This is a genomic window from Paenibacillus sp. FW104-T2 (assembly GCF_058789975.1).
In genome coordinates this window covers 214,720-229,693 of sequence record NZ_JBYTCE010000008.1, presented here as the reverse complement: position 1 = coordinate 229,693, position 14,974 = coordinate 214,720, and the positions used below count along the sequence as shown (strand labels likewise).

The following is a 14,974-nucleotide window of genomic DNA, read 5'->3' as shown; positions in this document are numbered from 1 at the left end:
CGTTTTCAATTAATGAATATAACAGATGAAATCGGATTCGGATGATCACAAATAAATGATGAGGTGAGTGTGCATGTCGGCGAGCACCAAACGACCAAGACTCAAGCTGAATCTGTTGGGAAACGACGGACAGCGAAAGTGCAAGGAAATCATGGATCGTCCCGTTAAGGTACTGCAGATTGGAGAAGGTAACTTTTTGCGGGGATTTGTGGACTGGATGCTTCATGAGAGTGCTAGACAAGGCAAATTCCATGGCAGTGTGGTGGTTACCCAGCCAAGGCCAGGGGGCAAGGCGAAGCTGGAGCAGATCCGGGATCAGGATGGACTGTATACCATGATTACCCGAGGTCTTTCTCAAGGTAAAGCCGTGGAGCGCACCGAGATGATTTCGATCTTTTCCCAGTGCATGAATCCTTATGAAGAATGGCAGGCATTTTTGGAACTGGCCGAGCTTCCTTCACTGGAGTTTGTTATCTCCAATACGACGGAGTCGGGATTAAAATATATTCAGTCGGATTACGTGGAAGGAGAGCCTATTTCTTCATTTCCAGGCAAGCTGACCGTGTTTCTCCATCAGCGTTATATACGGTTTGAGGGTGATCCTTCGAGAGGATTGATTCATCTGCCATGTGAATTGCTCGAAGGGAATGGTGATGTTCTGCGCAGCTGCGTATTGCGTCACAGTGAGGACTTCGGCTATTCCGATGCATTCCGTAATTGGATTAAAGACCATAACCTGTTCCTGAACAATTTGGTTGACCGAATCGTGACGGGTGCGCCAGCTCAGGAAGAAGCCGACACTTTGGCAGGGCGCTGGGGTTATGAGGATCAACTGATTAACACGGCAGAGCCTTATCATTTCTGGGCCATCCAGGCTGATGAGGGACTGGACAAGAGATTGCCGCTGAAGCAGGCTGGACTCAATGTTCACTGGGTCAAAGATCTCAAGCCTTATCAGGTGCGAAAAGTTCGTATTTTGAATGGCGCACATACCTTGATGTCCTCTCTTGGCATTCTTCAAGGCAAGCAGTATGTGAGGGAAACGATGGAGGATCCCGAATTTGGACCATGGATCAGGGAAGCCGTGCATCAGGAAATTGTGCCTGCGCTGGATATGCCGGATCATCAACTTGACCAGTACGCTGAAGAGGTATTCGAACGATTCCTCAATCCCTATATCAATCATAAGCTTCAAGATATTGCGTTAAATACCATTGGCAAATTCAAGGTGCGTGTTCTGCCTACCTTATTATCTTATGAACAAACTCAGAACAGCTGGCCGACACGCCTGGTTCGTGGGTTTGCCGGACTGTTGTTATTGTACCGCCCGGTGAATACGTTAGACGGATACCACGGCCATCGCTTCAACGGTGAATCCGTTGTGCTGAGGGACGACCCGGATGTTCTTGCAGCCCTAACTGCACACTGGGAGAACTATGATTCACTCCGAAGGGACCGTCAGCAGTTGAACGACAGGCTTGCTGCCGTATTGTCGGATTCAACCATTTGGGGAGAGAATCTGAATGAGCGAAGAGGACTGCGCGAAGCGCTTCTTGATGAGATCGTTTTACTGGAAGGTGAGACGAAATGAATACAACAAGTACAACGCATGACTGGATTGCCATACAGCCGCAGGATGATGTGATCATAGCTCTTCGTGATTACACAAAGGGAGAAACGGTCAACCTCCCTGACGGGGTTTCATTTACACTGCTTGATGATGTGCCCAAAGGACATAAAATCGCTATACATGGAATCGAACCAGGTGATGATGTCCTGAAATATGGCTTCTCCATCGGTATTGCCAAGGAACGGATTGAACAGGGGAACTGGATTCATAGCCATAATCTGAAAACAGGGCTGCATGGATTACTGGAATATGAGTATCAGCCTGGTGCATCCGTTCAAGCCGATATGCCCCCGGAACATTTACGGACATTTGAAGGTTATTTGCGCCCTAATGGGGAGGCAGGTATACGCAATGAAATATGGATCGTTAATACGGTAGGATGCATCAACAAGGTATGCGAGGCATTGGCACGTATGGGGCAATCACAGTTCGGCAGCAGGGTGGACGGCGTGTACCATTTCCCTCATCCATTCGGCTGCTCGCAGCTTGGCGATGATCTGAAGTATACCCAGCAGCTGCTGGCTTCCCTCGTCGAACATCCAAATGCAGGCGGTGTATTGGTTATTGGATTGGGCTGTGAAAATAATCAGGTCGACCAGTTCCGCGAATGCATCGCACCTGAATATCAGGGGAAGGTCCGTTTTCTCAAGGCACAGGAAGCAGATGATGAACTTGAAGAGGGTTTGCGTCTGATGGAAGAGCTGGTGGAGATTGCCGAGCTGGAACAGCGCCAGCCGCTGCCACTTAGCAAGCTCAAAATCGGATTGAAGTGTGGCGGTTCAGATGGTTTATCCGGCATCACTGCCAATCCGCTAGTGGGCTCGGTTGCCGATATGCTGGTTGCTGCAGGAGGGACGGCCATTCTGACCGAAGTGCCAGAGATGTTCGGGGCAGAGACCATTTTGATGAATCGGGCTGCAAATGAACAGGTTTTCGGTGATTTGGTGGATTTGATTAACGGATTCAAGCAATACTTTGTAAACCATGGGCAGAACATATATGAGAATCCTTCCCCTGGTAACAAAGCCGGTGGCATAACGACACTTGAAGAGAAATCATTGGGCTGTACTCAAAAAGGCGGTCGTTCTTCGGTCGTTGATGTGCTTCGTTATGGAAAACGTGTAACCCAAACCGGCTTGAACATTGTAGAGGCGCCTGGCAATGACTTGGTGTCCGTCACGGCATTGTCAGCTGCAGGTGCTCACATTGTACTGTTTACTACAGGAAGGGGGACCCCATTCGGAGGTCCGGTTCCTACGGTCAAGATTGCAACGCAATCGGATCTGGCGAATCGAAAAAAACATTGGATCGACTTCAACGCAGGTCAACTGCTCGAAGGCCGGACGATGGATGACGTGAAAGTTCAGCTCTTCAGCCAGTTGATTGACATTGCCTCAGGACGTGCTCAGACACTTAGTGAGCAGCATGGGTTCAGGGAAATTGCCATATTCAAAGATGGTGTAATCCTATAGAATATACATTCCATTCCTTGATTCCTTGGCATAGCATATCTTTATTAACTCATTCAAAATCCCGGTAGGCATTGGTGATGTGGCCTCCGGGATTTTCGTTGTGTATAGGTATGCATATTCGAAATCTCAAATGCCCTGTTTCTATTGGCGGAGTGTACCTTAAGTGCAAGACGTCGGTCTATACGATGCCAAACGCCTTTTTGATTTTTATCAGTCCAGCCTCAGTCGTGTGTTCAACGAGCTTGTCCAGTAAAAGGTCACGTGCTTCTGCGATGCTGCCTTTAAAAGGTTCGATACCCTGACGGCTCATCCAGTGACCTGCCGTCTCATAGGAAGAACTGTTCCAGGCCACCTTGCCTTCTGCAAGACCTTCCTTTTCCTTGGTTCCGCTAATGACAACGTCTGTACTGCCTTGAAGATCCAGTAGCCCTTGGTCAAATGCCTTCTTATCTTCCTTGGCGCCGAAACCAGCCTGTGCACGTAATGCCCGTCCATCAATGCCTTCCTGATCTTCGATTCGCTCATAGAGCTTGAATGCGTCACGGGAGAGCAGGCCGGCATCATATTGCTCCTGAATGGTTCTGCTGTCAGATAGCAACCGGTGCACCCAAGGGAAACATTCGCGGGAGATGAGGATGGCTTTCTTTTTGACAAATTTGCCGTATGCAGCAGCGCCTTCTTCAGCCAGGCGTGAACGCCACAGCCAGGGATCGAGAGGAGAATCAGTATGCCAATTTTCCGATGGCGTTAACGAAGATAGAGAAGGAAAGTCAGGAAATAACGGTGCGAGTGGAAGCAATCCCGCAGTCTGTATACGCTGGACAGCTTCCTCATAGGTTACAATCGGCTCGGTAATCATGGTTAGGCATCTCCTTTTATGTAGTTGTACAGGAATTAGGGTTAGCACACACATACAGTCGGCACACGTCCTCGGCATGCTGCCTGATCTCGCTGCGGAGTTCCTCGGGTTCAATGACTTCGGCTTCACGGCCCAGACGATAAAAGAAACGAACAGCCCACTCCCATTGGTCTGCTGGACAGAGGAAAGAAAGCTCCCAGAGATCTGGGGCAATCTCTGTCAATTTCTCACCAATGTGCCTGTCTTGTTCTGCCTCAACCATGGCGCAGTAGCTTAAACGTGCTCTGATACGAACGGCAGGTTTTGCCAAAGTGCGAGGCTGGATCAATTCATGTTCGGCATCTATCGTTAACTGTTCGGTTTTGGAGGAGTCAATAGACTCAGCTTCCAGAATCCGGTCTACTCGAAACACACGCTGTTCCCCATGTTCCTCCGAATATGCATCACAGTACCAGAATCCTGCAGAAGCATAAATGCGGATCGGACGGATATGGATCCAGCGCTGGCGTGAAGCCGAACGATACAGGATACGCAACCAACCCTGTTCAGGAATGCATGCAAGGAGCGGTTCCAGATGATGAAGAATATAGTTGCGCTCCGGGATACAGTGATTCAACTGTTTGAGCATGGGATCGATTCGAGCCATGACGTCATCCGGAATAATACCTTTGATTTTATCCATAACCGTCCAGCGTTTCTCTTGAAAAGGTGTATCTGCATAATGGCTAATTCCCTCAAGAGCGAATATGAGCGTTGCTGCTTCCACCGGATCCAGCTGCAGTGGAGGCAGCACATAACCCTCCATAAGCCGAAAGCCACCTCCAGGGCCGGAAATTGCAATAATCGGCACGTTCATCTCGGAGAGGGACTGGATATCTCGCAAAATGGTACGACGGGACACTTCAAACTTGTCTGCCAGTGAATGTGCTGTTTCCAGTCCGTGCTGTAATGCCATGACGATGGCAGCAAGCCGATTTATTTTGTTCATGTCAGCCACTCCGTTTCGAGAGTTAGGCCGCCGGAAAGGTTGCCGGAGTGCTAAAGCCATTGTAGCAGCCAATTAGTGACATCTTGGGTGTCACCAATCATATGTATGCCTTTAATTTTGCTGAGTAATGGTGAATGAGGGAGCTCTTTTCCGGCAGGGGCCCTTATAATATGTGTCTCGTCCAAATTCGCCCTATGGAGTAATATTTCCTTCTCACCAAAACTCCACGAAATTGGCAAAAAAACCGTATCCGGTTATACGGATACGGTTAGTAGCAGCTAGTATGATGAAAAGAAGCTTATATCTAGCTTAATCGATTGAGATTTACGTAATTTTTAAGAAAAAGCATGAGTGTTAAGATTAATTCGTAACAGGTTGTATCGAGTGGTTACCAATCGTTCTGTTTTTTATCTTTTTCAACACAGATAGGATCACTGCATCTCGAACTCACTTCATCTCAAGCAGTTGAACACCGCGGCCCTCAATCTCCACACTACCCGAAAGTTCGCGATCCGTTAAGAGGTCCTGTGCCTTATCATTTCCAAGTTCATACGACTGAGTGGTCGCATTGTGGTTCATGACGAAGAGGTACTGCTTGCCGTCTTTTGTACGTGCGCTTACTTCCACACCATCTGGCGTTTCGAGCAAAGGGTGGATGTTTTTGGCTGCCGCAAGCTGTCCCAGCAGGCCATCCAGGAAGCGTTCTTCCGGATCGGAAGCCACATACCATGCTTCCCCCTGACCGAACGTGTTGCGGGTTACGACAGGCATACCTTGATAGAAATCATCCCCATACTCGGCGATAACTTCAGCACCTTCACTGTGCAGCAGGTCACACAGCATGCCGCATTCATATTTGCCTTGAAGATCACCATACGTGTCTTTCAGCACGATACTGTTTTTCTGCTCAGGGAGCAGAGCGTCGATCTCTTCGACCCAGATTCCAAGCAGCTTACGAAGTTCACCTGGATAACCACCTGTAGTGACGAGGTCACTCTCATTGACAATGCCGCTGAAGAATGTGGTCAGGAACGTTCCCCCGGCTTCAACAAACTTCTCCAGTTTGGCGGCAAATCCTGGTTTGACCATATAAAGTACCGGAGCAAGAACAATATCATACTTGCTAAGATCGGTATCCACGCTGACAATATCCACTTGGATATTGCGGCGGAAAAAGGCAGCGTAATATTTGTGAATTTGATCCACATAATTCAGGGCAACGGTAGGACCGCTGGATTTCTCGATGGCCCACCAGTTATCCCAGTCAAACACAATCGCCACTTTGGATTCCACCGTAGCATCTAGTGTTTTGTCACCGAGCAATTGCAGCTCCTTGCCAAGCTGGGCAACTTCGCGGAATACACGTGTATTCTCGTGTCCGACGTGCTCGATGACCGCACCATGATACTTCTCGCATGCACCGATGGAGCGGCGAAGCTGGAAGAACATAATGGTGTCTGCGCCATGTGCAATCGTCTGATAGCTCCACAGTCGCATTACCCCAGGACGCTTCAGCGAGTTGTACGGCTGCCAGTTTTGCTGGCTTGGTGTCTGTTCCATAAGCATGAATGGCTGACCATCTTTCAGCCCGCGCATCAGATCATGTGCCATGGCGGTGAAGCTGAATGGCGTGGCAAGGCCCGGATAGCTGTCCCAGGAGATGATATCCATATATTTGGCCCATTTGAAATAATCGAGCTGCTTGAAGAATCCCATCAGGTTCGTGGTTACGACGGAATCAGGGACATGCTTCTTGATCGCATCATATTCCAAACGGTAACAGTCAAGCATGCTGTCGGAGTTGAAGCGGGAGTAATCAAGGGAGATGCCCTGGAACGTCGAGTTGTTGTTACCCCAGTGCTCACTCAGATTGCTTGGCAGAACGATTTCGTCCCAGTCATAGAAGGTGTGACCCCAGAAGTTGGTGTTCCATGCTTGATTGAGCTGATCGAGAGTCTTGTAACGCTCTTTCAGATACACACGGAAGGCTTTCTCACAGTTGTCGCAATAGCAGTCTCCACCGTATTCGTTGGAAATGTGCCATACCAGAACAGCCGGATGGTCTTTGTAGCGTTCCGCCAGTTTATCGGCAATTTTCTCCGAATATTTGCGATAGGTTGGGCTGTTTGGACAGGAATTATGGCGTCCGCCAAATTTGCGTTTGCGTCCATCTGCATCCACACGCAGTACATCCGGATATTTTTTGGCCATCCACGCTGGATGAGCAGCCGTGCTGGTAGCCAGACAAACATAGACACCGTTTTCATAGAGACTGTTAATTAATTGATCCAATTCTTCAAATCTATAGGTTACCTCATCAGGCTGAATCAGAGCCCAGGAGAAAACGTTAATTGTGGCAATATCAATCCCTGCCAGTTTAAACATGCGCAGGTCTTCAAGATGGGTCTCGTGATCCCATTGTTCAGGGTTGTAGTCACCGCCATAGAACATTTTGGGTAATTTACTGCTAATCAATATATTCACCTCTTGTATAAGAATAATTGTATATTATATGATTCAAATAGCTTTTAAAATATAAGAAAAGTAATGATTCATATAAGAATATGGAAATGAGAGAAGCAGCTTTGTATTGGCTGGACGCTTACCATCGAGAGGAGAACACCATGTTAATCTCACCAACCCATCGAAGATATTTCATGACGCCGCGCGAAGAGCCGCTCCCGCTGTATATCGAAAGCATTGGTTATAACGGCAATCAGGAGAATGTACGTAGGCCTGCAGGCTATCCTTGTTATCACTGGCTTCAGACGGTGAAGGGAGCTGGGGAGTTTCATTTTGCCGGTTCAACTGTAGTCCTCGGTGAAGGCTCCGGAATTCTCCTGCCTCCGAATGAGCCGCATGAATATGTACCTTCATTAGGGGAGTGGGAAACGCTCTATATTACGTTTGGCGGATCCCAGTGTCCAGCCATTGCCGAGGCACTTGGACTTGGAGAGGCGGCACTTCATCAATGGGATGCTGGAAGCCCGCTGGAGAACTACGGCAGGAAGGTGCTGGATTCCATCAGTAGCGACCAGGACTTGTCCGGTCTGGAAGCTTCCGCCGATATGTACCGCTTTTTGATCCTGCTCAAGAAACACGGCAAGACCGGCAGCCGATCATCCATCTCGCATGCCGTGGAACGGCTAGCACCGCTCATTGCATTCATGGACCAGCATTATGCAGATCCCGATATTGGCCTGGAACAGATGGCTGCCGTGCCAGGAATTACACCAAGGCATTTGAATACGTTGTTTAAACAATCATTCGGCATGACGGCCTACAGCTATTTTATTCTTCTGCGGATTCGCAAATCCAAGGAATGGATGACAGGGAACAGCAAATTGACTGTGAAGGAGACGGCTGCGCGTGTCGGGTTTCGCGATGCGAGCCATTTTGTAGCGACATTTCGGCGAATTGAAGGTGTAACACCTGAGCAGTTTCGAACGTTATATTTATAGCGAAGTAGGGAGGAGTACGGCTCTTGATTACGATATCTGACCCTTGTTTCTTCCCCGCGATGAGCCTATGAACAAAAGTCATGCCAGGAAGGTATTGATGCACGGGGGCAGTTGCCGTATGATGATATCGATTCCTTCAATTGGAAAACGAAAGCGGATGATCGTATCCGTTCTACTAAGAGAGGATGATAGAAGTTGACAACAACAACCATTCCATTATGGGATCACGCAGCACCTCATGCGGCTAAAGGGCATGAAGAAGAAATGCCCCATCTTATCCCTTTTATTCAGCCTGGTTCCGAGAGCGCTGTCATTGTCTGTCCCGGCGGCGGTTACGGGTTTCTCGCAGATCACGAAGGAGCCCCAATCGCCGAATTGCTCAACCGCGCTGGTATTAGTGCATTTGTGCTGAAATACCGCGTAGCGCCACACCAGCATCCGGCACCACTATCCGATGGTCAGCGTGCTATCCGATATGTACGCGCCCATGCCCAGGAATTTGGGATCAATCCTTCCAAAATTGCTGTACTCGGTTTCTCTGCAGGCGGCCATCTTACAGCTACACTGGGTACCCTGTATGATAAGGGACAGCCGAATCATGAAGATCCGATTGAGCGTGAAAGCTCACGTCCGGATCGGGTTATTCTCTGTTATCCGGTTATCACGATGGAGTCGTATGGACATGCTGGTTCGCGCGAAAATCTGCTGGGCCCGAATGCCTCGCCTGAACAGATTAGAGCATTTAGCGCAGAGCAGCAAGTTAAAGCCGACGCACCTGAAGCATTTATCTGGCATACAAGTGACGACGAGGCCGTGCCGGTCGAGAACAGTTTGCGTTATGCCCTTGCATTGGGTGCCCAAGGTATTCCTTATGATCTGCATGTATTTGAAAAAGGATCGCATGGTCTGGGCCTTGCTGAAGATGATCATGCTGTTCGGGCGTGGTCGGATCTGTTGCTGACTTGGCTCAAAAATCAAGGATGGTAACCATTTACCCCTCATTTAATGCGCTATAGGGCGAAGGAGATACGACTATGAAATTGCAAAAGAATGACAAGCTGCTCTTTATCGGCGATTCCATCACGGACTGTGGTCGTGAACATCCTGTAGGTGAAGACAGTTCAGGACTCGGACATGGTTACGTTGCACAGGTATACGCACTTTTGCGTTCCATTTATCCGGAATTGATGCTGCGTATTCAGAATGTGGGTAATAGTGGGAATACCATTCGCGATCTGAAGCAGCGCTGGGACCGTGATGTTATTGATCTGAAGCCCGATTGGTTGACGATCATGATTGGCATCAACGATGTATGGCGTCAGTTCGACCGTCCACTTTCCGCAGATTCGCGTGTGTTTTTGGAAGAGTATGAGTCCACTTTGAGAGAACTTGTGGCTTCTGTTCGCCCCAATCTAAAAGGACTTGTCTTGATGACTCCATATTACCTTGAGGCCAATCCAGAAGATCCTATGCGCGCGACGATGGATATCTATGGCGAAGCTGTGCGTAGGGTAGCAAATGAGTTTGATGCCATTTTGGTGGATACACAGGCAGCTTTTGTCCCGTTCTGGGATCATTTCTATACGTCAGTTCTGACCTATGACCGTGTTCATCCAGATGCAACAGGCCACATGATTTTGTCCAAAGCATTTTTGGATGCCATCGGTTTTGAATGGTCAGGCGGCGCCAAATCATAAAAGGATGTGATTGCTTGAGCAAGCTCAACATTGCAGTACATACCCCGGCACGGCTGGGGGAAGGTCCAAGCTGGGATGCAGAACACAATCGTTTATTATGGGTGGATATCGAAAGTTACAAGGTACATGTCTATGATCCTCAAACAGGCCAGGATCAGGCTTACGACGTAGGTGAACATGTGGGTGCTGTTGTTCCCTATCGCGGCGATGAGGTTGTTGTGGCACTCCGAAGCGGGTTCCATACCTACCATCTGAGCACGGGAGAATTGAAGGCAATCGAGGATCCCGAGAGCGACAAAGCCACCAATCGATTCAATGATGGGAAGTGTGATTCCCTTGGTCGGTTCTGGGCGGGTACTATGAGTTTGCATGATGAAAGTAAAGCAGGCTCATTGTATTGTCTCGAGGAAGGCAAACCGGTTCGAACCATGGTCCGAGATGTGTCTACCTCCAATGGACTTGGCTGGAGCCCAGATGATCAAGTGATGTACTATATCGATACCCCTACACGTTCCATTGACCGATTTGATTTTGATCTCGCAGCAGGTGAAATTACGAATCGGACGAGTGTTATTTCGGTACCGGAGGACTTTGGTTTTCCAGACGGAATGACGGTGGATAGCGAGGGCATGCTGTGGGTTGCTCATTGGGGCGGCGCAAGAGTGACACGGTGGAACCCGAATAACGGAGAATTACTGGAGCAGATTGAAGTGCCTGCAGACCAGGTAACCTCCTGTTGTTTTGGCGGGCCTAACTTGGAGGATCTCTATATCACAACCGCGCGAATAGGCATTAGTGAGGAACGTTTGGTGGAGACGCCCGATGCCGGTTCTGTCTTTGTGATTAGGCCCGGTGTTAAAGGGCAGAAGACCCATGCTTATGGCCGTGTACATCAGGCCGATTAAATCACAGCAGGAATTCAATGTACGATGAAGCGTTTTGGTTTGTTCAAGTAATCATTGAACTTTAATTAGATCGTAAGATATGATAAGAAGTCCTGGAACACCGGCCGTCTGTAGGTGAACCAAGGCTTCTTTTTTTGTCGAAATATAGTGTAAAATGAATAAGTGGATTTTCGTTCAGGAATACGTCTGGCTTTCAATTTCCATTGATTTAACAACGATTATGGGATATAAAGAGAGAACCAAAACTTTAAAATTGTTGTAACCGCTAACACGGGGGACCCGTTATATCCGATATAAAAAAGGTATAACCTGTAGAGACATAGAGGAAAGATTAGACAAGGGGGTCGCGATCATGAACCGGTTGTGCAAGGTGCTGATTGTTGACGATGAGTTTCTGGTACGCCAGGGGATCAAACATCATATGAATTGGGAATCGGAAGGATTCCAGATTGTCGGAGAAGCGTCCAATGGCGAAGAAGGCCTGGAACAGGTACGTTTGCTCAAGCCGGACATCGTCATAACCGACATTGTGATGCCAATCATGGACGGTGAAGCGTTTGTACGAACGCTTAAAGCGAGCCAGCCACAGATTGAAGTCATTGTGCTCAGCAGCTTCAGTGAATTCGAGTATGTGCGTTCAACGCTTCAGCATGGAGCTGCAGATTACATTTTGAAACCAAAGCTGGACACCGACGAGCTGCTGCAGGTACTTCAGCGAACGGCCGGAAAAATTCCCGAACTGCAGTATGAGCCCTCAAATGAAGGGTGGAAGCTGGGACAGTTCATGGAGAAGATGCTATCCGGTTTTGCATTGGAAGACGAAAAAGATATGGCTATGGTCAGGGACACGTTTCCACATCATTGTTTTCGCCTCCTTGTTTCCGGAAAGCATTCGCACTTGGGTCAGAAGGATACCGAAAGCAAGCTGCTGAATTATCTTGCCGATGTGGAATGTGCCATGGTACCGGTGGAGAGTGAAATGCCTATATTCCTTCTGAATGTAGACCCTGCCAAAGAGGATTGGATGGTCGGGCGGATCCAAGAGATGGCCATTGAAAATGGAGCGGGCATTAAAGGACCCAGCTGGGTCTTAAGTGACAGCTTTACATCTTTTGACCAGATGGGTGAAGTGTACCGTAATCAACTCATTAAACTCATGGAATATCGTTTTTATTATGAGGACCGTTCAATTCTTGTCTTCAGCGAACTTCCACCACTGCATACGGCAGGTTACCAGTTTAATGTGAATATGTTTTTGCAGCACGTGAAGCGGAATCGTACCGAGTCAGCCAGGGAGTATCTGAAAGAGCATGCCCTTACCCTGGGACGTGACTACATTGCGGATGTGTTCGAGATCAAATCCTTTTTGGGCAATCTGATTTTCAACGTAACGATTACCCTTGCGGATATGGACGTACAATCTTCGGCACTGGAAGAGAGCAAGTATACTTATTTCAAAAATGTGGACGGAGCTTCAAGTCTGAATGAAGCCATGCAGGTGCTTGATCAGTTCATGCTTGAAGTGCAGGAATGCACGGCTGGTGATGGAGGAAAACGTAGTGACCCGAATATGAAGATGCTGCTTGAATATATGCATGAGCATTTCGATCAGCCGCTCGGTCTCGCTGAAGTTGCGAAGCATTTTCATTTTAATCCATCGTATCTATCCAGTTATTTTTCGTCACATAAAAAAGAAGGATTCAACGAATATCTGAACAAAATTCGCATTGAGAAGGCAGAAGAACTCTTGCGATCGGATGATGTTACCATTTCCGAAATCAGCAGCATGGTAGGCTATTCGGATCACAGCTATTTCTGCAAAGTGTTCAAAAAATTTACCGGACTGTCACCAAGCCGATATCGTCGGAAATTCTGGGCATAAAGTCAGAAGGAAAAAATCATGAAGAAATGGATGAACGGATTATCACGTCTCGGATTGTTTCCCAAGCTTTTTCTCGTCATGGTGATAAGCATCGTTCTCGTTTCCGTACTTATTTTATGGACTACCGTCCATATGTCGACGAAGCTGTTTACCGAGACATTTAGCATCACCAACTCCAAGGTGCTTAGTCAGATTAAAACCACCTTCGAATCCTTTAATGATGCGATTGCGGCCGTCTCCAACAACGTAAGCCAAAGCGGGGCAATTCGCGGCTATCTGTCGGAGGGAGAGGGGGACTCTCTCACGATGGCCAAGTCCTATTATAATATGAGGGAATCGATGGACCGTATCCAGTCCATTATGGAATCCTATGAGGTCGGCATTACGATCAGCGGAATTAATGGGCGCACCTATTCTACGGATCGGTCCCACCTGAGGATGTCGCTGGAGGAATTGAGAGAACTGCCGATTACGATCGACGCTGTGAAGACACCGAATCGGTTGATGTTTGACGATTACCAAACGGACACCGACGTTGGCACGCAGCAGATGATCTCAGCTACCAAAGCATTGGCGGATCGGACCCAGAGCCGGATTTACGGAACGCTTTATGTAACCATCAAAGAGAGTGTGTTCCGTCAGTTCTACAGCAGTTTCACGAGCAGAGGCAACGATGTGGTCATTCTCAATGAAAACGGGGAAATTGTGTCCTCCAACCGGGAAGAATGGATTGGTACGAAGCAGCTGGATCTTCTATCTTACGCCAGACAAATGGCCACAAAGAGCGATAATAATGGTATAAACGCAAAGGTAATGGAGCAGGACAGCGTGGTTCTGTCCGAATATCTGCCGTTTTACCGTTTCTATATTATTAATGTGGTTGATAAGGATCAGGCTGTGGGACAATTGCTTGATCTCAAAACCATTGCCTTGATTTGTGCCGCCATTGTGGCTGGGGCCCTTGTACTGGTGTTTCTAATCACCAATCAGATTACAAAGTCGCTGCGCAGGCTCGTGAAGCAAATGTCCAATATTACAAAAAGCGATCTCGATAACTACATTCCGGTTAGTGGAAGTTATGAGAGCAGGCAGCTTGGTCATGCGTACAATTACATGCTTGATGAGCTTCATGACTATGTGGATCAGCTCGTATTGACCCAGCGGGAACAGCGCAATGCAGAACTTGCGGCATTACAAAGCCAGATCAATCCTCATTTTCTGTATAATACTCTGGCTTCGGTGAAGGTACTCGTGCAGCAGGGGAACAAGGATCGGGCAGCAGAGACGATTAATGCATTGATTGCCTTACTGCAAAATACGATCAGTGATGTAAGCGAGACGGTAACGGTAGAGCAGGAAGTGGAGAACCTGAGGAACTATGTCTTCATCAATCATGTCCGTTATGGTGGACGAATCAAAGCGGCCTTCTATGTAGCACCCGACTGTAATCACTACCATGTACCCAAACTTGTCATCCAACCGTTTATTGAAAATGCCTTCTTCCACGCCTTTAACCGCAAAGAGACCGGCACCATTCATGTTCTTGTCTCTCGGGCAGGGGAAACGCTCATCTGCGAGATCATGGATAACGGAGATGGTATTGAAGGGTTCTCAATGGGCGAATCATTGCCTAATCCCAAAAATAATCGGCAGCTGTTTAGCGGCATTGGCATTCGTAATGTGCATGACCGGATTGAACTGCTGTATGGTGCCCCTTATGGTGTGACGATTATGAGTACCCCAGGCGAGGGGACAAGAGTGACGGTGACACTCCCACTGATTACAAGCTGAAGAAATGGCACAGATGCCATATGAGCTTACAAACGAACATGGATCAAAAGTCTTTCTGTGGAGTGGTCTCCACACGAAAGTCTTTTTTTATTTTGATAAATGAAAGCGGTGTTTTGCTTTAATGGTAAAATTTTTGGCTCGATCTGCTCCAAAATCAAAAGGAATTACCAAAAAACAAATTTAATGCAAACGGTTTCTGTAAAGGTTTTCATTGTGGCAATAAGATGACAAATCCGTACAAAATTATTACTAACGAATGCCGATTTGGGAATGATAAGATGAATACATC

General features: G+C 47.9%; 11 protein-coding genes. 8 read left to right on the top strand and 3 right to left on the bottom strand.

Annotated elements, in window-relative coordinates; translation table 11 throughout:
• Window positions 1-73 precede the first annotated feature (73 nt).
• Window positions 74-1,591, top strand: a complete 1,518-nt coding sequence (locus tag AC3WQ3_RS12980) for a tagaturonate reductase (protein WP_492472452.1) — start codon at window positions 74-76, stop codon at window positions 1,589-1,591.
• Entirely contained in the window at window positions 1,588-3,102 is a 1,515-nt protein-coding gene (locus tag AC3WQ3_RS12975) for a UxaA family hydrolase (RefSeq protein WP_492472451.1), read from the top strand. The genes AC3WQ3_RS12980 and AC3WQ3_RS12975 overlap by 4 nt, the downstream gene beginning before the upstream one ends.
• Window positions 3,103-3,280: 178 nt before the next feature.
• Here the strand turns inward: AC3WQ3_RS12975 and AC3WQ3_RS12970 are convergent, their stop codons facing one another.
• From AC3WQ3_RS12970 to AC3WQ3_RS12960, 3 genes are all read right to left on the bottom strand, one after another.
• Entirely contained in the window at window positions 3,281-3,961 is a 681-nt protein-coding gene (locus AC3WQ3_RS12970; RefSeq protein WP_492472450.1) for an AlkZ-related protein, read from the bottom strand.
• Between the two features lie 16 nt (window positions 3,962-3,977).
• The gene (locus AC3WQ3_RS12965; RefSeq protein ID WP_336779594.1) at window positions 3,978-4,949 is read right to left on the bottom strand and encodes a helix-turn-helix transcriptional regulator; all 972 of its coding nucleotides are present in this window, start codon (window positions 4,947-4,949) and stop codon (window positions 3,978-3,980) included.
• A 447-nt stretch (window positions 4,950-5,396) separates the two neighbouring features.
• Window positions 5,397-7,424 carry a beta-galactosidase gene (locus tag AC3WQ3_RS12960; protein WP_336779595.1) on the bottom strand — a complete coding sequence of 676 codons (2,028 nt, stop codon included), beginning with the start codon at window positions 7,422-7,424 and terminating at the stop codon, window positions 5,397-5,399.
• Between the two features lie 95 nt (window positions 7,425-7,519).
• Here AC3WQ3_RS12960 and AC3WQ3_RS12955 point away from each other — a divergent pair, with 95 nt between their 5' ends.
• The 6 genes from AC3WQ3_RS12955 to AC3WQ3_RS12930 all read left to right on the top strand — a co-directional run bounded on the left by AC3WQ3_RS12955 (window position 7,520) and on the right by AC3WQ3_RS12930 (window position 14,685).
• The gene (locus AC3WQ3_RS12955; RefSeq protein WP_492472449.1) at window positions 7,520-8,410 is read left to right on the top strand and encodes an AraC family transcriptional regulator; all 891 of its coding nucleotides are present in this window, start codon (window positions 7,520-7,522) and stop codon (window positions 8,408-8,410) included.
• Between the two features lie 195 nt (window positions 8,411-8,605).
• Window positions 8,606-9,397 carry an alpha/beta hydrolase gene (locus AC3WQ3_RS12950; protein ID WP_492472448.1) on the top strand — a complete coding sequence of 264 codons (792 nt, stop codon included), beginning with the start codon at window positions 8,606-8,608 and terminating at the stop codon, window positions 9,395-9,397.
• A 47-nt stretch (window positions 9,398-9,444) separates the two neighbouring features.
• Complete coding sequence (locus tag AC3WQ3_RS12945; RefSeq protein WP_492472447.1) at window positions 9,445-10,107, top strand: SGNH/GDSL hydrolase family protein; 663 nt, start codon at window positions 9,445-9,447, stop codon at window positions 10,105-10,107.
• A 14-nt stretch (window positions 10,108-10,121) separates the two neighbouring features.
• Window positions 10,122-11,012 (top strand): SMP-30/gluconolactonase/LRE family protein, encoded by an 891-nt coding sequence (locus tag AC3WQ3_RS12940; protein WP_492472446.1) that lies wholly within the window; start codon window positions 10,122-10,124, stop codon window positions 11,010-11,012.
• Window positions 11,013-11,364: 352 nt separating this feature from the next.
• Window positions 11,365-12,894, top strand: coding sequence for a response regulator transcription factor (locus AC3WQ3_RS12935; protein WP_336779599.1), 1,530 nt, complete (start codon window positions 11,365-11,367; stop codon window positions 12,892-12,894).
• Between the two features lie 18 nt (window positions 12,895-12,912).
• Window positions 12,913-14,685, top strand: coding sequence for a sensor histidine kinase (locus AC3WQ3_RS12930; RefSeq protein WP_095287876.1), 1,773 nt, complete (start codon window positions 12,913-12,915; stop codon window positions 14,683-14,685).
• Window positions 14,686-14,974: the final 289 nt, after the last annotated feature.

What these genes read in the sequence shown, in the direction of transcription:
- AC3WQ3_RS12970 (WP_492472450.1), bottom strand. Translation starts at nt 3,961, where the DNA reads ATGATTACCGAGCCGATTGTAACCTATGAGGAAGCTGTCCAGCGTATA.
- AC3WQ3_RS12955 (WP_492472449.1), top strand. Translation starts at nt 7,520, where the DNA reads ATGAGAGAAGCAGCTTTGTATTGGCTGGACGCTTACCATCGAGAGGAG.
- AC3WQ3_RS12935 (WP_336779599.1), top strand. Translation starts at nt 11,365, where the DNA reads ATGAACCGGTTGTGCAAGGTGCTGATTGTTGACGATGAGTTTCTGGTA.
- AC3WQ3_RS12980 (WP_492472452.1), top strand. Translation starts at nt 74, where the DNA reads ATGTCGGCGAGCACCAAACGACCAAGACTCAAGCTGAATCTGTTGGGA.
- AC3WQ3_RS12975 (WP_492472451.1), top strand. Translation starts at nt 1,588, where the DNA reads ATGAATACAACAAGTACAACGCATGACTGGATTGCCATACAGCCGCAG.
- AC3WQ3_RS12930 (WP_095287876.1), top strand. Translation starts at nt 12,913, where the DNA reads ATGAAGAAATGGATGAACGGATTATCACGTCTCGGATTGTTTCCCAAG.
- AC3WQ3_RS12945 (WP_492472447.1), top strand. Translation starts at nt 9,445, where the DNA reads ATGAAATTGCAAAAGAATGACAAGCTGCTCTTTATCGGCGATTCCATC.
- AC3WQ3_RS12965 (WP_336779594.1), bottom strand. Translation starts at nt 4,949, where the DNA reads ATGAACAAAATAAATCGGCTTGCTGCCATCGTCATGGCATTACAGCAC.